Source organism: Micromonospora sp. NPDC085948, assembly GCF_040686315.1.
GTDB lineage: Bacteria > Actinomycetota > Actinomycetes > Mycobacteriales > Micromonosporaceae > Micromonospora.
Map to the genome: position 1 here is coordinate 405,231 of NZ_JBFBJW010000001.1, position 20,321 is coordinate 425,551.

The 20,321-nt window shown below is 73.2% G+C and carries 14 protein-coding genes; 3 read left to right on the forward strand and 11 right to left on the reverse strand.

Annotated features, from left to right (window positions below):
* Positions 1 to 71 precede the first annotated feature (71 nt).
* Positions 72 to 4,967 carry a permease gene (locus AB0O48_RS01955; RefSeq protein WP_365062407.1) on the forward strand — a complete coding sequence of 1,632 codons (4,896 nt, stop codon included), beginning with the start codon at positions 72 to 74 and terminating at the stop codon, positions 4,965 to 4,967.
* A 127-nt stretch (positions 4,968 to 5,094) separates the two neighbouring features.
* On the opposite strand, the gene purE is transcribed toward AB0O48_RS01955, so the two are convergent.
* From purE to mca, 6 genes are all read right to left on the reverse strand, one after another.
* Positions 5,095 to 5,586: a 5-(carboxyamino)imidazole ribonucleotide mutase gene (gene purE / locus AB0O48_RS01960; protein WP_357241831.1), complete on the reverse strand. Its 492-nt coding sequence runs from the start codon at positions 5,584 to 5,586 to the stop codon at positions 5,095 to 5,097.
* A gap of 26 nt (positions 5,587 to 5,612) precedes the next feature.
* On the reverse strand, positions 5,613 to 6,788 hold the full coding sequence (locus AB0O48_RS01965; RefSeq protein WP_357241828.1) for a 5-(carboxyamino)imidazole ribonucleotide synthase: 1,176 nt from the start codon (positions 6,786 to 6,788) through the stop codon (positions 5,613 to 5,615).
* 111 nt (positions 6,789 to 6,899) lie between these two features.
* Entirely contained in the window at positions 6,900 to 8,936 is a 2,037-nt protein-coding gene (locus AB0O48_RS01970; RefSeq protein ID WP_365062410.1) for a thioredoxin domain-containing protein, read from the reverse strand.
* A gap of 53 nt (positions 8,937 to 8,989) precedes the next feature.
* Positions 8,990 to 11,521, reverse strand: coding sequence for a bifunctional diguanylate cyclase/phosphodiesterase (locus AB0O48_RS01975; protein WP_357241822.1), 2,532 nt, complete (start codon positions 11,519 to 11,521; stop codon positions 8,990 to 8,992).
* Positions 11,522 to 11,699: 178 nt separating this feature from the next.
* Positions 11,700 to 11,993, reverse strand: coding sequence for a hypothetical protein (locus AB0O48_RS01980; protein WP_357241819.1), 294 nt, complete (start codon positions 11,991 to 11,993; stop codon positions 11,700 to 11,702).
* 48 nt (positions 11,994 to 12,041) lie between these two features.
* Positions 12,042 to 12,923, reverse strand: a complete 882-nt coding sequence (gene mca / locus AB0O48_RS01985) for a mycothiol conjugate amidase Mca (RefSeq protein WP_357241816.1) — start codon at positions 12,921 to 12,923, stop codon at positions 12,042 to 12,044.
* A 202-nt stretch (positions 12,924 to 13,125) separates the two neighbouring features.
* Here mca and AB0O48_RS01990 point away from each other — a divergent pair, with 202 nt between their 5' ends.
* A complete protein-coding gene (locus AB0O48_RS01990) occupies positions 13,126 to 13,566 on the forward strand; it encodes a DUF4307 domain-containing protein (protein WP_357572555.1) in 441 nt (146 codons plus the stop codon).
* 156 nt (positions 13,567 to 13,722) lie between these two features.
* The gene (gene greA, locus AB0O48_RS01995) at positions 13,723 to 14,220 is read left to right on the forward strand and encodes a transcription elongation factor GreA (RefSeq protein WP_357241813.1); all 498 of its coding nucleotides are present in this window, start codon (positions 13,723 to 13,725) and stop codon (positions 14,218 to 14,220) included.
* A gap of 59 nt (positions 14,221 to 14,279) precedes the next feature.
* Here the strand turns inward: greA and ilvA are convergent, their stop codons facing one another.
* The 5 genes from ilvA to AB0O48_RS02020 all read right to left on the reverse strand — a co-directional run bounded on the left by ilvA (position 14,280) and on the right by AB0O48_RS02020 (position 20,320).
* Positions 14,280 to 15,500 carry a threonine ammonia-lyase gene (gene ilvA / locus AB0O48_RS02000; protein WP_357241810.1) on the reverse strand — a complete coding sequence of 407 codons (1,221 nt, stop codon included), beginning with the start codon at positions 15,498 to 15,500 and terminating at the stop codon, positions 14,280 to 14,282.
* A gap of 153 nt (positions 15,501 to 15,653) precedes the next feature.
* Positions 15,654 to 16,544: a DUF4328 domain-containing protein gene (locus tag AB0O48_RS02005; RefSeq protein ID WP_357572524.1), complete on the reverse strand. Its 891-nt coding sequence runs from the start codon at positions 16,542 to 16,544 to the stop codon at positions 15,654 to 15,656.
* Positions 16,545 to 16,589: 45 nt separating this feature from the next.
* A complete protein-coding gene (locus AB0O48_RS02010) occupies positions 16,590 to 17,999 on the reverse strand; it encodes an amidase family protein (RefSeq protein ID WP_357241804.1) in 1,410 nt (469 codons plus the stop codon).
* A 13-nt stretch (positions 18,000 to 18,012) separates the two neighbouring features.
* The gene (locus AB0O48_RS02015; RefSeq protein WP_357241801.1) at positions 18,013 to 19,155 is read right to left on the reverse strand and encodes a cystathionine gamma-synthase; all 1,143 of its coding nucleotides are present in this window, start codon (positions 19,153 to 19,155) and stop codon (positions 18,013 to 18,015) included.
* 115 nt (positions 19,156 to 19,270) lie between these two features.
* Complete coding sequence (locus tag AB0O48_RS02020) at positions 19,271 to 20,320, reverse strand: WD40 repeat domain-containing protein (RefSeq protein WP_357241798.1); 1,050 nt, start codon at positions 20,318 to 20,320, stop codon at positions 19,271 to 19,273.
* Position 20,321: the final 1 nt, after the last annotated feature.

Sequence of the window (20,321 nt, forward strand, 5' to 3'; positions counted from 1 at the left end):
AGAGTCGAAATCCGGGCCAGCTTTGGGCATGCTGCGACAGTGGGAGTCCACAGTGCGGGTGGAGGGGTGTCGTGGCGAACTTTCAATGCTCCTCGTGCGGCCGGGAGATCAAACCGGCCGTCCACTGCCCACACTGCGGGGCTGACCAGCCGCAGTGGGTCGAGCACCTGGCGGACATCGAGCGTTCGATCGCGGAGATGAAGCGGCGCGACGCCGCCATCGCCAGCGAGCAGCGGCAGATCGCCGCGAAGATGCAGGCCGCGCTCTTCCAGCGGGACATCCTCGCCCACGCCGGTGAGGAGCGGCTCAAGCAGGCCACCCGGCCGCGCCGCGTGCTCCGCCGCCGCCCCGGCCGGCGCCCATCGGCCGCCGGTGCCTCGGTGCCGCCCCGGGTCCCCCGGCAGGGCACCCCGTCCGCCCCCGAGGACCCGCCGCCGCCTCCACCGAGGCCGAGCTGGCTGGACGCGGACGACCCGGCGCACCCACCGGAAGCCTCGTCGCGCGAAGTACAGAACATCCCCCTCGGGCTGGGCGCGTTGCTGCTCGCGGTGGCCGCGGTGGTCTTCGCCGCCGTCGCCACCAGCTCGATGGACGCGCTGGCCCGGCTCGGCATCCTGCTCCTGGCCACGGTGCTGATGCTGCTCGCCCCACCGGTGCTGGCCCGGCGTGGGCTCACCTCCACCGCCGAGACCATCGCCGCGGTCGGCCTGCTGCTGGTGCCGCTCGCCGGCAACGCCCTCTGGGCCGTGGACCGGATCGGCGCGGGCGGCGCCTCCGGCACCGTCTTCGCCGGGGTGCTCTTCGCGGTCACCGCGGGAGTCGCCTTCGGGTACGCCGGCTGGACCGGTCTACGCGCACCCCGCTTCGCCACCGTGCTCGCCGCGCAGCCGGTGCTGCCGCTGTTGGCGTACGACCAGATCACCGGCCCGGGTGGCTGGGCGCTGGTGCTGGCCCTGGTCGCCCTCGTCGACCTCTGGCTGGCCCGCTCCGGCGTGGCCCTGGAACGCCCCGTCCGGCAGGATCTGCCACCGTCGGACACCACGTCCGCGCCCCGCCAACGCGGCGCCGAGACCCGGCCGGAGGGCGACGCGGAGGAGGCCGCCGAGCTGATCGACGCCAGCACGGGTTCGACCGACACCCGGCCGAGCCGCCCGGTCCCCGGGCTGGGCGAGCTGACCTGGGTGCTGCACGCGGTGGCGGTCGCGGTCGCCCTGGCGTACGCGGTCACCGCCCTGCTCCGGGCACAGACCGTGCCGACCGCGACCGGCGCCGGGGTGGTGCTGCTGCTGGCCGCCACGATCGGGCTGGCCGGCGCGCTGGTGCTGCGTCGCGCGCCGCTGCCCGACGTCGCGGCGGGCATCGTCACGCTGGCCGTGATCGGCGCGCTGAGCCGCATCGCCTCGGTGGCCTTCCCGGGCCGGGCGCTGCTGCTGATCGCCGCGGTCATCACGGTGACCGGGCTGGCCGTGCGCGCGGTCCCCGAGGCGGCCCGACGCGGCCCGCAGCTCGCCTCGGCGGTGGCGCTGACCGTCAGCGGGCTGGTGGTCGCCGGTGGCGCGCTACGCGCCGGGTTGGCGCCGGTCCGGGCGGCACTGCCCGCCTGGGATGCCGACCTCGACCGGTTTCCGGCCGCGCTGGCCGCCGCGGTCGGGCCGACCACCTGGCAGCTCGCGGGTGCCGCCTTCCTGCTCACCATCGCGGCGGTGCTGGCCCTGCCGGCGGAGATCCGCCGGGAGTTCGCGGTCGCCGGCGCGGCGCTGACCGCGCTCGCCGTGCCGGCCTCGCTCGGTCTCGGTTGGGCCGCGGCACCCTGGCCGATGGTGATCACCGCGATCGGCATCGGGGTCATCGGGCTCTCCGCCCGCACCGACCGAGCGGCGGCGGCGCACGCCATCGGAGCGGCCGTGGTGGGCCTGCTCGGCGCCGGTGCCAGCCTGTCGCGCCCCGCGCTCACCGCAGCGGTCCTGCTCACCCTGTTCACGGCCGGCACGCTTGTCGCGCTGGCACCCCGGATCCGGATCGCCTCGGCCGCCTCCGACACGGTCACCGCCTGGGCCGCCGGAGGGGCTGCGTTCGCGCTGCCCGGGGCGGTGGCCGCGTTCGTGGCCGCCACCGTGCCCACCGACCCGACCCCCACCCCGGCCAGCCTCCGCGAGGTGACCGTCCCGGTGCTGGCAGCCAGCTTCCTGGCGGTCTGCGTGACCCTCGGCTACGCCGCCGTCGTGCAGGTCTCCCAGCGCCGCATCCCCGCACCGCTGTCGGTCGGCACCGGGCTGGGCGCGTTGCTGGTCACCGCCGCCGCGTTCGGAGCGCCCGGCGCGACCGTCGCCGACGCCTGGGTGGGCGCTTTGCTGCTGGTCGCCGCAGTGCTGCTGTTCCTGGCCCCATCCATCGACGCCGGCCGTCGCGCCGACCTCACCCTCGACGGCTCGGACCTGGCCGCCGCGGCGGTCACCACCGCCCTGATCGCCACGCTGGTACGGATCGGGGCGGTACTCGCCCCGGGCGGGCAGTTGGCGATGGCCGCCGCACTGGTCCTGGTGGTCGCCGTGGGAGCACGCACCATGCCGGAGGAGTGGCGACGCGGACCAATCCTCGGCCTCGCCGCCGGCGGTCTCCTCATCGGCGTACTCGCCGGCTGGTCGGCGATTCGCGGTGGGGTCGGTGTGCTGGCCACCCCCGGCCCGATCTGGCAGGGCGACCTGAGCGGCTGGCCGGCCGCGCCCGTTGGCGGGGCCACCTGGCAGGCACCTGTCGCGTTGGCGCTGCTGGCCCTCGCCGCCGGCATCCTGCTCCCGCCGCCCTGGCGGTGGGACGTGTCCGGCGCGGCCGTGGTGCTCGCCACGATCGGCGCGCCGGCCGCGTTCGATCTGGCCTGGTGGTCGCCGGTCCTGGTCGGCGCAACTGTCGCCACCGTCTACGGGATGGCGGCGGCAGCCAGCGAGGAGGCGCGCGCCGGGCTGTCCCGGGCGACCGTGGCCGGAGTGGTCGCGCTGCACGCCGCCGGAGCCGGCCTGGTCCAGCCCTGGACGACCGCACTGGCCCTGGGCAGCATCGCGCTGATCGGCGTGGTGGTGGCGACGGTGGCACGCGTCCTGGCCGGCCCACAGGTGGCCGACATCGACACCGAGGGGATGCCGCCGCACCTGGTGCAGATCGGTGGCGCGGCGATCGGTGCGGCCGTGCTGGCCCTCCCCGGCGCGGTGGCGGCACTGGCCGCCGAATTCGAGAACTCGGCGCAGGTGGTGCTGACCGCCGCGCTGGCCGCGTCCAGCCTCGGCCTCGCCGCCGTGGCCGCGGTCCGCCGTCAGGTGCCGCAATATCTGCCCTGGGTCAGCGTCGCGGTGGTCGGCGGGGCCAGCATCAGCGCCCTCGCCGCCATCCCCACCGGCCTTCCCGCGGGCGTCTACGCGGCTGCCGCCGCGCTGCTCGGTGTGCTGGCCGAGCTGATCCGAGCGGCCACCGTGCCGCCCACCGGCTCCGCCCAGCCGGTTCGGCGCTGGGCGGTACGGCTCGACGGCGCGCTCCGGCGACTGCCGGACGACCCGGAACGACGCCGGTGGCGGGTCAACCCGGCCGCGGGTGCACTGGCCGCGGCGGCCCTGCCGACCGCCCTGGCCCTCGCCTCGATCGCACCGGCGCTGGTCACCGCGCTGGTCGAGCCCCACCGCACCCTGACCCGGATCTGGCAGGGTCCGCTGCCGGAGCTGCTCACCCCGCCGCCGGACGTGGTCAACCCGACGCACGTGTTGACGGCGCTGCTGCTCACCGCGACCGCCGCGCTGGCCGCCACCGGGTTCAGCGGCGGGCGGCGGTCCCGGGCCGTGCCGGTGGTGCTGCCCGGGGCAGCCGTCACCCTGCTGATCGCACCCATCGCGTTGGGTCGGGGCTGGCCCGCCAGCACGGTCGCCGCGCTCTCCGTCTTCACCATCGCGATGCTCGGTCTCGCGCTGACCCCACCGCCGCCGCTGGCCGAGCGGGCCCGCTCGCTGCGGCTGGCCCGGGTGCTGGTGTTCGTCATCGGTCTGGCCGGCGGCAGCGCCGGACTCGCCGGCAGTCTGGCCGATCGGCAGTTGACCCTGTTCACCCTCGGCAGCGCTGTCGCGGTGGGGGCGGTGGGGGCGGTGTTCGGCACCACCCAGCGGGCGCGCATCCTCGGTTGGCTCTTCGCCTCACTCATGGCGCAGCTCTTCGTCCTCACCGCCGGCCTGGTCGCCGGGCTGGCCGCGGTCTGGTCCGCGTTCGGGGTGCTCGCGGTCGGGGCGGTCCTGCAGGTGCTCGCCGCGACCCTGCCCCGGCTGCGCCGTCCCGAGGCGCAGCGGGAGGCGTCCACCGTGGAGTGGACCGGTTACGCCGCCGCGCTCATCGCGTTGGCCCTCGCCTTCGACTCGCCCCGACACATCGCCGCCCTGCTGGCCGCCTGGGGTGCGGTCCTCGGCGTGGCGGCGACCCGGCCCGGCCGCCGGCCGGTGGAACGTCGGATCCTGTTCTGGGCCGTGGTGATCTGCGAGATCACCGCGTGGTGGATCCTGATGCGGGTCGCCGACGTGGCGCTGCCCGAGGCGTACACGCTGCCGTTCGCCGCGCTGGCCCTGCTCGTCGGGGTCCTGGAGCTGCGCCACCGACCGGACCTGAGCAGTTGGGTGGCGTACGGACCGGCGCTGGTCGCCGCCTTCGTGCCGACGCTGGCCATCGTGCTGGCCACCGAGTCCAGCACGGTACGGCAGATGCTGCTGCTGCTCGGTGCGGTCGCAGTGTTGATCTTCGGCTCGTCCAGCCGGCAGCAGGCACCGGTGATCGTCGGCGCGTCGGTCACCGCGATCGCCGCGATCCACGCGCTGGTGAGCCTCGGCCCGTGGCTGGCGCTCATCCCGGTGGGCATCCTGCTACTCGTGCTCGGCGCGAGCAACGAGCGCCGCCGCCGCGCCCAGGAACGCCTCCAGACCGCCCTGCGCGGCATGAGATGAATCGGAGGGTCACGGCGGCGTGGGTGCGTGGGGGCGGTGAGTGGGCCGGGTTCGTGGGGGCGGTGAGTGGGCCGGGTTCGTGGGGGCGGTGAGTGGGCCGGGTGCGTGGGGCCTCGCGGGGGTACGGCTAGCGCAGGGTTGCCTGGAGGGCGGCTTCCTTGTCGGCCACCAGCTTCTCCAGGTTCTGCTGGTAGGTCGTCATGCTGGCGCGCAGGGTTTCGTCGTGGGCGCCGAGGATCCGTACGGCGAGCAGGCCCGCGTTGCGGGCGTTGCCGATCGACACGGTGGCGACCGGGATCCCGGCCGGCATCTGCACGATGGACAGCAGCGAGTCCATGCCGTCGAGGTGCTTCAGCGGCACCGGCACACCGATCACCGGCAGCGGCGTCACCGAGGCGACCATGCCCGGCAGGGCGGCGGCACCGCCAGCCCCGGCGATGATCACCTTGAGGCCCCGGTCGGCGGCGTCCCGGCCGTACTCGATCATCGCCACCGGAGTGCGGTGCGCCGAGATGACCCGCACCTCGTACGCCACGCCGAAGTCGTCCAACACCTCGGCGGCGGCGCGCATGGTCGGCCAGTCCGAGTCGCTACCCATGATCAAGCCGACCGTGCTCACCGAGGTCTCCTTCTCGACCGAGGGGCTCACTCGTGCCCCTCGCGCAACCAGCGGGCGGCCCGCGCGGCCCGCGCCCGTACGTCGTCCAGGTCGTCGCCGAGCACCGTGACGTGCCCGACCTTGCGGCCCGGTCGCACCTGCTTGCCGTAGAGGTGCACCTTGGCGCCGGGCTCGGCGGCGAAGAGGTGGTGCAGCCGCTCGTCGATCGAGATGCCGCCCGGCTCTCCACCGAGCACGTTCGCCATCACCACCACCGGCGCGGTCAGCGAGGTGTCACCCATCGGGTAGTCCAGCACCGCCCGCAGGTGCTGCTCGAACTGCGAGGTCCGGGAACCCTCGATGGTCCAGTGCCCGGAGTTGTGCGGGCGCATCGCCAGCTCGTTGACCACGATCGCGGGCCGGCCGGCGTCGTCGCGCACCTCGAACAGCTCCACGGCCAGCAGGCCGATCACCCCGAGCGCGGTGGCCAGGTCGATGGCGAGTTGCTGGGCGGAGACCGCCAGCTCCTCGTCCAGGCCGGGCGCCGGGGCCAGCACCTCCACGTTGATGCCGTCCCGCTGCACCGTCTCCACCACCGGGTACGCGGCCACCTGACCGAACGGCGACCGGGCGACCTGCACGGCCAGCTCCCGACGCAACGGCACCCGCTCCTCGACGATCAGCCGGGTGCCGCCGGCGAGCAGCGTCGCGGCCAGCTCGCTGGCCTGGGTGGCGTCGTCGACCATCCACACGCCCCGGCCGTCGTAGCCACCGCGCGCCGCCTTCAGCACCACCGGCCAGCCGACCTGCTCGCCGAAACCGACGAGGTCGGCGGGCGCACCGACCGGCCGCCACGCCGGGTTGGGCGCACCCAGCTCGGTCAGGCGTTCCCGCATGACCTGCTTGTCCTGGGCGTGCAGCAGCGCGTCCGCCGGCGGATAGAGGGTCACCCCTTCCGCCGTCAGCGTGCGGATGTGCTCGGAGGGCACGTGCTCGTGGTCGAAGGTGACCACATCACAGCCCTTGGCGAAGGTGCGCAGGGCGGCCAGGTCGGTGTGGTCGCCGTACTGGACGTCGGCGGCGACCAACGCCGCGCCGTCGTCGGGGGCGGTCGCGAGCACACGCAGTGACTGGCCGAGGGCGATCGCGGCCTGGTGGGTCATCCGGGCCAACTGGCCGCCACCCACCATGCCGACAACAGGCAGACCGGTACGGGAATCCATAGCGCGGCCAGCCTATCCGGGGCCTCGGCACGCCCACCCGGTGGGCCGGCGACCCGCCCCGGAAGCGCCGCGGCGGCCGCCCGTCGTGCGGCGTGGGCAACTACGGTGCGCTCAGCCGAGCTCGGCGACCAGCTCCTCGGCGGAGGTGACCGGCCGTTGGCAGACGAACCCCCGGCAGACGTACGCGGCGGACCGCCCGTCGACAAGCGGACGGTCCGCGAGCAGCGGCACCCCGGGCTGGTCCGGTTGCCCGGCGACGACCACCGCCCCGGGCGGGGCGTGCCGGTGGGCCGCGGCCACCAGGGGATCACCCGCCGGGTCGTCCGTCACCACGGCGATCTCGAACGGCCCGGAGAGCAGCGCCTCACCGACCATTGCCGCGTACCCGGTGAACCGGGGGTGCTGCCCGACGATCGGCGCGACAGTGGCGAGCGCCGCCTCGGCGGCCTCCCGGTAGCGCGGCTCCCCGCTCAGCGCCGAGTACGCGACCAGCCCGGCGACCAACGCCGACCGTCCGGACGGGGTGGCGTTGTCGGTCGGGTCAGCGGGCCGGGCGACCAGCCGCTCCGCGTCGTCGGCGGTGTCGTAGAAGGCGCCACCGGGCGCGGCGAAGCGCGCCAGCGCGGTGTCCAGCAGCTCGCCGGCCAGCGTGAGCCAGCGCCCCTCGCCGGTGAGCTGGTGCAGCGCGCAGAAGGCCTCCGCCACACAGCCGTAGTCCTCCAGGACGCCGGCCGGCTCGCCGACCTTGCCGTCCCGGGAGACCCGGCGCAGGCGGCCGTCCACCAGGTGCACGGTGGCCAGGTGTTCGGCGGCGTCGCGCATCGCGCCGTCGGCGACGATCGTCACGCCGTCCATCAGGTTGGCGTCCTCGTCCTGCGGGGAAGCGGACAACGCGGCCACCTGGAGGAACTCGACGACGGCGGTGATCGCCAGGCCGTTCCAGGCGGCCACCACCTTGTCGTCGCGGGCCGGCTGCGGGCGGGTGTCCCGGGCGCTGAGGAGCCGCCCGACCACCTGCTGCCAGCGGGACCGCACCTCGGGTGCGGCGTCGTCGACGTCCCGGGCGAGCCTGAGCACGCTCATGCCGTGCTCAAAGGTGCCCTCGTCGGTCACCGTGAACAGGTCGGCGGCGAACCGGCCGTCCTCCTCGCCCAGCGCCTCGACGAGCTGCGCGGGTGTCCAGGCGTAGGTGAGCCCCTCGACGCCCTCGGTGTCGGCGTCCAGCGCGGACAGGAAGCCCTCCCCCGGCCGGTGCAGCTCGTCGGCGAGGAAGCGGGCGGTGTCCCGGGCCACCCGGCGGGCCAGCGGGTCACCGGTGAGCCGCCACAGCTGGGTGTAGACCCGCAGCAGCAGCGCGTTGTCGTAGAGCATCTTCTCGAAGTGCGGCACCGTCCAGTGCGCGTCCACCGAGTAGCGGGCGAAGCCGCCGGCGAGCTGGTCGTAGATGCCACCACGGGCCATCGCCTCGGCGGTGTGCCGGGTCATCTCCAGGCTGCGCGGGTCGCCCGTGCGCTGGTGGTGGCGCAGCAGGAACAGCAGGTTCATGTGCGGTGGGAACTTCGGGGCGCCGCCGAAACCGCCGTTCGTCGCGTCGTACTCGCTGGCCAGCCTGCCGGCCGCGGCGTCGAGCAGCGGCGCGTCCAGCGGGGCGGTGGGGCCACCCACGGCCTGTGCGCCACCGATGGCCTCGACCACCGCGGCGCCCTGGCGCACCACCGCCTCGCGCTGCTCCCGCCAGGCGGTGCTGACCGACTGGAGCAACTGCATGAAGTTCGTCCGCGGGAAGTAGGTGCCGCAGAAGAACGGGGTGCCGTCCGGGGCGGCGAAGACGGTCATCGGCCAGCCGCCCTGGCCGGTCATCGCCTGGGTCGCGGTCATGTAGACCGCGTCCACGTCCGGGCGCTCCTCACGATCCACCTTGATCGACACGAAGTTGTCGTTCAACAGGGCCGCCACCTGCTCGTTCTCGAACGACTCGTGCGCCATCACATGACACCAGTGACACGCCGCGTAGCCCACCGAGATGAGCACCGGAACGTCGCGCCGTCTCGCCTCGGCGAACGCCTCGTCCGACCAGGGCCACCAGTCGACCGGGTTGTCGGCGTGCTGGAGCAGGTACGGGGAGGTGGCGTCGACGAGTCGGTTCACCCGACGACCATAACCAGCCGCGGCGCGGACCGCGCGGGCTCCACCCGAGCCGGTCAGGAGGCGCCGTCGGCGCGCAGCCGGAACACGTTCGACTCCGCCGAGTCACGCAGCGACCCGAGCACCGCGCCGATCTTGTCGGCCGGCATCGGCTTGAAGAAGTGGTAACCCTGCGCCGAGGTGCAGCCCAGCTCGGCCAGGGCCAGCCGCTGCTCGGCGGTCTCCACCCCTTCGGCGACCACGCGCAGCCCCAACTCGTGGGCGAGCCCCACAGTCGTCCGTACGATCGCGGCGGCCTCCGGCGAGTCCGTCATCCGGATCACGAACGAGCGGTCCACCTTCAGCTCGTCCACCGCGATCCGGGTGAGGAAGGTCAGCGACGAGAAGCCGGTGCCGAAGTCGTCGACGGCGAGCTGCACGCCCATCGACCGGAGCGTGGCCAGCACCTCGTCGATGATTTCCAGTTCACTCATCACCACCGTCTCGGTGATCTCCAGGACCAGCCGGTGCGGTGGCACCTGATGTCGGCGCAACACCTCGGCGATCTCCGCCGGCAACCGGGGATCGAGCAGGCTGCGCGCCGACAGGTTGACCGAGATCGGGACGTCGAGCCCCTCCCGGGCCCAACTCGCGGCCACGCCGAGAGCCTTGTCGAGCACGTAGCGGGTGAAGGTGCCGAGCTGCTCGCTGTTTTCCACCGGCCGGATGAAGTCGGCCGGACCCAGCCATCCGCGCCGGGGATGCTGCCAGCGGATCAGCGCCTCCACCCCGGTGGGCGCACCGGTGGCCAGGTCGACAGCCGGTTGCAACGCCAGCACCAACTGGTCGTCGACCTTCAGCGCCTCGCGTAGCTCGGCCAGCAGGGCAAGCTGGTCGGTGCTTGCCGCGTCGCGGGTGCCGTCGTACGCGGCGACGTTGCCGCCGCCCTCCTTGGCCTGGTACATGGCGATGTCGGCCCGGCGCAGCAGCTCGGTCAGGTCGGCGGTGCCGGCGTCGGCCACCACCACCCCGACGGAAACCTCGATCGACATCCGGACGCCGGCCACCTCGGTCGGCGCGGCCAGTCGTTCGGCGATCTCGCGGGCCTGCCGCAGTGCGTGAGCCATCGGGGCGGCCCGGTCCCCGAGCACCGGCACCGCGGTGAGCAGCAGAGCGAACTCGTCGCCGCCGAGGCGGCCGAGCAGGTCACCGGGGCGGGCCAGCGCACTGAGCCGGTTCGCGGTCAGTCGCAGCAACTGGTCGCCGGCGGCGTGACCGAGGGTGTCGTTGACTTCCTTGAACTGGTTGATGTCCAGCAGCAGCAGCGCCACCGGGTGATCGTGTGCGAGTTGTCGCAGCGACTGATCGCCCTTGCCGAGCATCGCCGCCCGGTTCGCCAGCCCGGTGAGCGGGTCGTGCACCGCCTCGTACGACGAACGGGCGGTGACCAGCCGCAGCTCCCGGTGGGTCGCGGCGTCGTGCAGCGCGGCGGCGAGCGCGTCACCGAACGCGGCCACCGCATCGCGTTCCCGGGCGTTGGGCGGAGCAGATCGCGGGAACCGGACCCGCAGCCGACCCACCGGCGCGGCACCCACCGACAGTGCCCGACTCAGCTCGTGTTCGTCCGGCTCGGACCGGTCTGGCGGGTCCGTCTCCCGGTCGACGAACTGGCCGGTGGCGTCTCCCCGGTACCGGTGCCACCGGCCGTCGGTCCGAGCGACGTCGATGTCCACGAGTTCGGCGTTGAACAGCGTCAGCGCGCCGGTGACCGCCGCACTGGCCACACCTCGTTCGTCGAGCTGGTTGAGGGCCGCGGTGGCTTCGGCGAACGCTCGCCAGGTGCGGTGCTCCTGATCGGAGCGCAGCCGGTAGCGGTAGGTCTGTTGCAGGAGCCAGAGCAGCGGTGGGAGCAGCAGCAACCACCGTGGGTCGAGCTCCATCAGGGCGACGACGACGAGGCCGACCGCGACGTTGCCGACGAACATCAGGAGTTTGCCGCGCAGCGCGGCGAGCAGTGGCGGCCCGATCGGCAGCCCGTGCCGCAGGCCGAGCGTCACCCCACCCAGCCAGGCGGTCACCAGGAGGTAGGTCACCGACCCGGCGATCACGGCCGACGCCAGCATCGGGGTGGGCGGGGCGAGCAACGGCCGCCCGAGCGCGGTGGCCACGGAGGCGGCCAGTGCCGTCGCGGCGGCCAGCGACGCGGCGATCCGGAGGACATCGAGGGCCGGACGGCGGTCGTTGTGCAGGGAGAGAATCGTCCAGGCCAGGCCGGTGCCGAGCAGCGTGGCGGACGGCAGCCAGCCGGCCGGCGTCAGATGAAGGCAGACGATCAACGCCGCCTCGCCCCAGGTGATGCTGACCATGCCCGCCGACGACCGGAAGCGCAGCCGGGCGAGCTGGGCGAGCGCGAGGACGGCGACCGCGATGCCGAATCGGGCCGGCCCGCCGAGGGGATCGTCGGCCGGCAACCGGGCGGGAAGGGTCAACCCCACCGCGGAGGCGGCCAGGGCTGTCAGGGTGACGGCGGCGGTGAGCACGAGCAGACGGCCCGGTGTGCCCCGCACCCCGAGCCGGTCAGACGAGCGGCCGGCCGGACCGGAGGTCATCGACCTCCCCCGTCAGTCGACCGACCGACGGTACGGCGGGCGGCCGGTGCTGTGCGTGTCATCGGCGCCCCCTCCCGCACACGGCTCGGAGACTTTTGGTCCCTCGGCGGAAGGCTAAGGCAAACCGGGTGGCCGCAACAGGGGGCGACCACCCGGTTCGGCGTGATTCACGCGCTGGCTACCCGTTCCGGTGCTGCTGGTGCCCATTGGGACCGGTGGCGGATGAATCACGCCCGGTGGTCCCGTCTGTCGGATCGACGACTGAAGCGTCGACCCTGGTCGGGTCGGACGGCGTCGCCTGCTGCGGGAACCGGTCCGGCAGGCGGCGCAGCCGGGCGTTCATGTTGCGGATCAGCAGGATGGTCGCGGCGGCCAGCAGCAGGATGAGGAACAGGCCCATCGGCCCGGCCAGACCACCCGTGCGGGTGTCTCCGAAGTTGTTCTCCGCGAGCACCTGGGCAGCGGTCAGCATGGCGTTCCTCCGATGTGCGGTTGGTAACCAGGGTAGCTCTGCCCGGAATCAGCGCGCGTGCGCCGTCTCCCGCACCCCCGCGAAGAGATCGGACTCGGGCAGCGGGCTGTCGACCATTGATCGGGCCAGCTCGAAGTCCTCGGTCGGCCAGGCGCGGCGCTGCAACTCCATCGGCACGTGGAACCAGAAGCCGTCCGGGTCGACCTGGGTGGCGTGGGCGCGCAGCGCGTCGTCGCGGACGGGGAAGAACTCGGAGCACTCCACCCGCGTGGTGATCCGTGGACCCTTGTCGGGCCGGTCCTCCCAGCGCTTGATCCACTCCTCGTAGGGCGACTCCTTGCCCGCGGCCAGCATGCCCTCGTGCAACGCCATGATCTTGGCCTTGGAGAAGCCGATGTCGTAGTAGAGCTTCAACGGCTGCCAGGGCGCGCCCAGCTCCGGGTAGCGCTCCGGGTCGCCGGCGGCCTCGAACGCGGCCACGCTCACCTTGTGGCACATGATGTGGTCCGGGTGCGGGTAGCCACCCTCCTCGTCGTACGTGGTCACCACGTGCGGACGGAACTCGCGCATCAGCCGCACCAGTGGGCCGGCGGCCACCTCGACGTCCTGCAGGGCGAAACAGCCCTCGGGCAGCGGCGGCAGCGGGTCACCCTCGGGCAGCCCGGAGTCGACGAAGCCGAGCCAGGCCTGCTCGACGCCGAGGATCGCCCGGGCGGCGTCCATCTCGGCGCGGCGGATCTCGCCGATGTTGGCCCAGACGTCGGGACGGTCGAGCTTGGGGTTGAGCACGCTGCCGCGCTCCCCACCGGTGCACGTCACGACCAGGACGTCCACGCCCTCGGCGACGTACTTGGCCATGGTCGCCGCACCCTTGCTCGACTCGTCGTCGGGGTGCGCGTGCACGGCCATGAGTCGCAGCTGCTCTGCCAACTTCGGCACTCCTCGTCTGTGCCGGCCGGTGGACCCGACCGGGCTCGACCGGCTGACCTGCCGGGATCGTTGCTCACCGCACCCTGTCGCCGGCCAGCACCGCAGGGCATGACCTGCCATTCCTGCCGCTGGACCGGGTGGGAGGATGGACCTTGTCATTCTTGCCGATGCTGCCGACAACAACGCCAGGAGATACCCGCCGGTGACCGAGACGCACGCCACAATTTCACCCGGCGCTCCGGTTTTCCCCGCCGGACGCTACGGCCGTCGCCGCGCACCTGGCGGCGAACGCCGACGCAGCCTGCTCGCCGCGCTGGTGCTGCTGGCGCTCGTGGCGACGCTGACCGTGATCTCGGTGCGGCTCTACCGCCAGTACGGCGACCCGGTCTACGACGCCCAGGTCATCACTTACACCGACATCACAGACACCCAGGTGCTTGTCGACTTTCGGGTGACCGTGCCGGCGGGCGGCTCAGCGGTCTGCGTACTGCGCGCCCGGGACCGCGCGGGGGCCGAGGTGGCCCGTGACCAGATCACCGTCACCGCCCGGCCTGGCGACCGGCACGTCACGACCCAGCACCGCCTGACCACCACCGCGCGGCCGTTCATCGGCGAGGTTCTGCGCTGCCGACCCCCGTCCTGAGCTGCCACAACAGCCTCAGCGACCGGCCTCGGAGGGTGCCTACCCGGGGTGTCGGAACCGGACACCGGCGGTAATGGCCGACACGCTGTGTCGTACCGCACTGGTAACTTGGTAGTTCACCTGTCAGCCAGCCACGCACATCTGAGGAGAACGCCTGTGTCCACTGGCAACGAGGCGCCCGCCACCTGGCTGTCCCAGGACGCGCACGACCGCCTCCAGGCCGAGCTCGACGAGCACATCGCCAACCGCCCGGCGATCGCCGCCGAGATCAACGCTCGGCGCGAGGAGGGCGACCTGCGGGAGAACGGCGGCTACCACGCCGCCCGCGAGGAGCAGGGCAAGGCCGAGGGACGCATTCGCTACCTCCAGGAGTTGCTGCGTACCGCGAAGGTCGGCGAGGCGCCGTCCGCGGACGCGGTGTCGCCCGGCATGGTCGTGACGATCTACTTCGACGACGACGCCGACGACACCGAGACCTTCCTGCTCGGCTCGCGCGAGATCGCGGCCACCACCGACCTGACCGTCTACAGCCCCGAGTCCGCGCTCGGCAAGGCGATCCTGGGCGGTCGGCCCGGGCAGACCTGCACCTACACGGCACCCAGTGGCGCCGACATCAAGGTGACAGTGGTCAGCTTCGAGCCCTTCTCCGGCTGACGTCGCCGGCTGCACCGCAGGCCCAGACGCACCGCCCCGAGGCGTGACACCCACCGGTGTCACGCCTCGGCGGCGAAGACCACCTGGTAGCCGCTGGCCCGCAGCGCGCTGATCAGCGTGTCCGAGTGCTCCACGCCCCGGGTCTCCACCGACAGCGCCACCTCCACCTCGCCGAGACTGAGGTGCGGGTTGGCGCGCTGGTGCTCCACGTCCACCACGTTGGCCCGGTGCTCGGCGATCTGACTGAGCAGCGACGCCAGTTGTCCCGGCCGGTCCGAGCAGCGCACGGTCACCCGCAGGTAGCGGCCCGCGGCGGCCAGACCGTGCTCGATCACCCGGAGCATCAGCAGCGGGTCGATGTTGCCGCCGGAGAGCACCGCGACCACCGGCGTCTCCACCTCGACCACGCCGGCCAGCAACGCGGCGACGCCGACCGCCCCGGCCGGCTCGACGACCTGCTTACCGCGCTCCAGCAACATCAACAGCGCCCGGGAGATGTCCTCCTCGGAAACCGTGACGATCTCGTCGACGAGCTTGCGCACATGGTTGAAGGTGATCTCACCGGGCCGACCGACCGCGATGCCGTCGGCGATGGTGAAGAACGCCGGCAGCCGGACCGGCTCCCCGGCCACCAGCGAGGGAGGAAACGCCGCCGCGCCGGCCGCCTGGACGCCGATGATCCGGACGTCCGGTCGCAACGCCTTCACGGCGACCGCCATGCCCGAGATGAGACCGCCGCCGCCGACCCCGGTGATGATCGTCTTCACGTCCGGGCACTGTTCGAGGATCTCCAGCGCGACCGTGCCCTGACCGGCGATCACGTCCGGGTGGTCGAACGGGTGGATCAGCACCGCTCCGGTGCGCTCGGCGTAGGTGTGCGCGGCGACAAGTGACTCGTCGACGGTGTTGCCGGCGAACTCGACCTGCGCGCCGTACCCCTTGGTCGCGGCCACCTTCGGCAGCGGCGCGTTGACCGGCATGAAGACGGTGGCACGCGTGCCGACCAGGCCCGCGGCGAGAGCCACGCCCTGCGCGTGGTTGCCCGCGCTCGCCGCGACCACGCCGCGCTCCCGCTCCGCCGCCGACAACCGGGAGATCCGCACGTACGCGCCGCGCACCTTGTACGAGCCGGCGCGCTGCACGTTCTCGCACTTGAGCCAGGTCGGCCCGCCCAGCGCCGCGCTGAGCGGGCGGGAGGGCTCCAGCGGGGTGGTCCGGATGACACCGGCGAGCAGTTCCCGTGCAGCCCGCACGTCGTCGAGACCGACCAGTTCCGTCATGCCCCGATCGTGCCACCCGCCTCCGGAGCCCTCTGCGGCGACACCGCTTCCGGCAAAGGCCCCCGCTCCCGTTCGACGGCTGATCCACTCGACATCACCGAAACCGCGGTATCAACCTCGTGTGACAGCGCGGTTTCAGCAATCCCGTGTCGATCATGCCCGGGACGAGGCCTCCGGACCCACGGGCGGAGCCACCGGACCTGCGGGCGGAGCCACCGGACCCGCAGGCGGAGCCACCGGCCAGGCCTGAACCGCTGGCCAGCCGGGGGCGGCCGGCCATGCGGGCTGCGCGCGGGCGATGCGGGCCTCCTGTGCGGCGGAAATCCGCTGGATCAGCAGGTAGAACGTCACGGCGGCGAGCACACAGGCCACCGCCGGCACCGCGTTGCGAAGGAACGAGTCCCGGTAGTAGTCGGCGTACGCCTGATAGTCGCCGGCGGTGGCGGGGGTCTCCGGCAGGGCGTCGTAGGCTCGGCTGTCGAGGCGACTGGCCAACCTCTCGCCGACGCTGAACACCAGCCAGGAACTCCACCAGACGATCACCAGGGGCGGGGTGACCCGCCGCCAGAGGCTGTCCCGCGCGACGTTGCCCACCACGCGGGCCGGCACCACGAAGTTCGCGAACGGCACCAGCCAACCGGCGATCGCCCACCCGGCGCCCAGCGTCGGCAGCGCACCCGGGAACGCGTCGGTGTTCTTCCGCGCCCGCCACGTCCAGATGATCACCAGCACGGCGGCGGTAAGGTACGCCACCACCATGGGCAGCGCCGCCAGCACGCCGACGACCGCCGCACCGAGCAGCAGATCCGGGTCGTTGTCGGCCTGTGCCCGCCGGGACATCGCCCACCCGAGCAGCGGGGAGAGTGCCACCAGGAGGTAGAGCACCGCAGTCGCGCCGACCGCGATGCGCGCGGCCAGCCCGATGCCGCGTACGGAGTAGGTCGGCAGCCCCGGAGTGACGGCGGGTTGGCCGAGCGGCGTGTGGCAACGCTGACACTCGTGGAACGCGGAGGACGCGGTGTCCCCGCAGGTCTGGCAACGCATGGCTGTCTCCCGCTCAGAGCGACGGTGCGCGCACACCGTAGACGATCAGGCGGCAGCCGGCGACCCTGTTCCGACCCGGGGGTAACCGGGAGCGTGACGAGTCCACGGCGCGGCCATCTCGAACTGGCCGGCCACCCCGAGCAGCAGCAGTTCCGAGCCGGGCGGACCGACGAGCTGCACGGCGACCGGCAGACCGTCCGGGCGGCGGCCGACCGGCACCACGATCGCCGGCAGACCGGCGATGTTCCACGGTGCGGCGTACGGGGCGTACCGGATGTTGGCCGTCATGTTCGCCCGCCAGGACCGGTCGGACCAGCGGGCCGCCTCCGGTGGCGCGCTGGCCAGCGCCGGGGTGAGCAGCAGGTCGACCGAGTGGTCGGTGAAGAAGTCGACCGACCGTTGCCGCCACGCGGCCCGGTCGGCCTCCCGCACGTAGCCGCGACGCTGCGCCCACTCGCCCAGCGCGACATGCCGTCGGGTACGTCGTTGCAGGCCACGGCGGTCCAACCCGGCGGCCCGCACGTCGGTGGCGGCGGCGGCGAACCAGGTGGCGATGCCCTGCAGGCCCAGCGCGGTGGGGTAGACCGGATCGGCCGGCACCGTGTCGTGCCCGGCGGCGGCGAGGAGCCGACCGGCGGCGGCGACCGCGTCCCGGTTGGGCGCGTCCGGTGCGACACCCCGCACCGGGGAGCGCAGCGAGACACCCACCCGCAGCCGCTGCGGCGGAACCAGCTTCTCGGGACGCCGGCCGGCGAGCACCGAGAAGCCCACCGCCGCGTCGGCGACCGTGCTGGTCAGCATGCCGTGCTCGGTGAGGCCGAACCAGTCGTCCGTGCCGAGCTGGCAGGGGACCACGCCCCGACCCGGCTTGAGCCCGACCAGCCCGCAACAGGCCGCCGGGATCCGGATCGAGCCGAGGCCGTCGTTGCCGTGCGCGATCGGCACCAGCCCGGCGGCCACCGCGGCGGCCGCGCCGCCGGAGGAACCACCGGGGGTACGCGTGCTGTCCCACGGGTTGCGGGTCACCGCGCTGTCGTCGTCGGTGAGCGCCCACAGCCCCAGCTCCGGCATCCGGGTCACACCGAGGATCACCGCACCGGCGCCGCGCAGCCGACGTACCACCTCGTGGTCGGCCTCCGCCACGTCGCTGCGGGCGGCGGCCGAACCGTTCCAGGTGGGCAGACCGGCGACCGGAGTGTTCTCCTTGACCGCCACGGGCACCCCGGCCAGTGGCAGGTTGGCCAGGTCCTCCTGCTCGTCGACCTTCTCCGCCTCGGTGATCGCCTCGCCACCGCGAACGGCGCGGAACGCGGCCAGCTCACGGTCGGCTCGGGAGATGTATTCGAGGTGGTCGGCGACGACCTGGGTCGCCGAGACGTCACCTCGGCGTACGCCCCGGGCGATCTGCTTGGCGGTCGCCCCGACCCAGGTCGCCATGATGTCCTGCACGGCCATCCTCCCCCAGCGGTCAGCCCAGCGCCTGCTCCAGATCGGCGAGTAGGTCGTCGACCGTCTCGATGCCGACAGACAGTCGCACGAGATCGCCGGGAACTTCAAGCGGCGAGCCGGCAGCACTTGCGTGTGTCATCCGACCCGGGTGCTCGATCAGGGATTCCACGCCGCCCAGCGACTCGGCGAGCACGAAGAGCTTGGCGCGGTTGCAGATGTCCACCGCGTGCTCCTCACCACCGGCGGCACGGAACGAGATCATGCCGCCGAACCGGCGCATCTGCTTGGCCGCGACCTCGTGACCGGGGTGCGAGGGCAGCCCCGGATAGAGCACCTCGGCGACCTTGGCGTGCCCGTCGAGGTACGCGGCGAGCCGCTCGGCGTTGTCGCAGTGCCGGTCCATGCGTACCCCGAGGGTCTTGATGCCGCGCAGGGTGAGCCAGGCGTCGAAGGGGCCGTTGATCGCGCCCATCGCGTTCTGGTGGTAGCGCAACTCCTCGCCGAGCGCGGTGTCCGCGACGACAAGCGCGCCGCCGACCACGTCGGAGTGCCCGCCGATGTACTTGGTGGTGGAGTGCACCACCACGTCCGCGCCGAGCGCGAGCGGCTGTTGCAGGTACGGCGAGGCGAAGGTGTTGTCCACCACGAGCAGCGCGCCCGCGTCGTGTGCCACGGCGGCCAGGGCGGCGATGTCGGCGATGCTCAGCAGTGGGTTGGTCGGCGTCTCCAGCCAGACGATCTTCGTGCGGCCGGGCCGCACCGCCGCCCGGATCGCCGCCGGGTCGGAGACCTTCGCCGGGGTGAACTCCAGGCCCCAGCGCTGGGCGACCCGGGCGAACAGCCGGTACGTGCCGCCGTAGGCGTCGTCCGGGATCACCACGTGGTCGCCCGGCTGGCAGACGGCCCGCAGCAGGGCGTCCTCGGCCGCCAGACCGCTGGCGAAGGTGAGCCCCACCGGCCCGCCCTCCAGCGCGGCCAGGCACTCCTGGAGCGCGTCCCGGGTCGGGTTGCCCGAGCGGCTGTACTCGTAGCCGAGCCGGGGCGCGCCCACGGCGTCCTGGGCGTACGTGCTGGTCTGGTAGATCGGTGGAATCACCGCGCCGGTCCGCGCCTCGGGGTCCTGACCGGCGTGGATCGCGAGCGTGTCGAAGCCGTGGTTCATTCTGGTGAGGCTAGTGCCCCGCCGGAGTTGACTGGAACGGAACCCGCGCTCCCGGGCGCGGGGCCGGACCGTCTGGCCCGGCCCCGCGTACGCCGACCATCCGTCGGCGGGCCGGTCAGCCGGCCGGAACGGGCAGGACGTGCAGGGTGACCGGGTGGTCCCCGGTCCAGTCGTAGGAGACCGCGTAGACCCGGGCTCCGTTGGGCGCCCAGGCCAGCGCTCCCGGGCTGAGGTCGTCGTTCAGCTCGAAGTGGGCCAGCTCGGTGCCGTCGACCCGGAAGACGAACACGTCCGGGTCGTAGGAGGCGTCCGCTCCGCCGGCGATCCTGGTGCCGTCGCGGGACACCTCGACCGCATTCGGGTACGCACCGGTGGGATAGGTCACGGACGGGGTGCTGATGTCGGCGAACGGGAACGCCTGCACCACGTACGGGGCGCCGGACGCGGTGAAGACGGTGGTGCCGGTGGGGTCGAGCGCGACGTCCTGCAGGTTGCTGCCGACCGCCATGAAGTCGTTCTCCCTGGGCGCGCTCAGTGCTCCCCCGGTGCCGATCGTGTACGCGTACACCGACGCGGGGCTCAACCCGGGCTGCCCGGCCAGGAGCACCGAACGATTCTGGCTGGCGGCGGTCAGCAGCGGGGCGTCGTAGAAGTCCTGACCGGTGGCCACCCCGGTGGTCACCACTGCCGGTTGCCGGCCCAGATCGATCCGGCCGATGTTGCCGCCCCACTGGTCACAGCCGTAACCGAACCACAGGTACCGCCCGGTCAACGCGAGCGACGACGGGCACTCCCCCGCGCCGGTGTCGTACCGGGCCGACTCGGCAAGCGTTCCGGTGTTGAAGGCGGCGATGGCGTTGGCGCTGGGCAGCGCCACGTAGAGCGTCTGCCGGTCGGCGCTGAGCAGCAGGTCGCTGGGGCCGGGAAGCCCCGACAGGGTGCCGATCACCGTGCCCGTCGCGCTGGTCACCACGACCTCGGTCGAGGAGTAGCCGCCGCTGACGAAGACCCGGTCACCGGCCGACACCACGTCGGCCACGCCCGGCAGTGACAGCGGGGTGGCCGTCTGCGCGGGAGCTGCCTGGGCGGGAGTCGAGATCGTGGCGGTCAGCAGGCCGACGGTCAGGGCGGCCAGCGCCAGGGTCGGACCTCTTCTGATCTGCAAG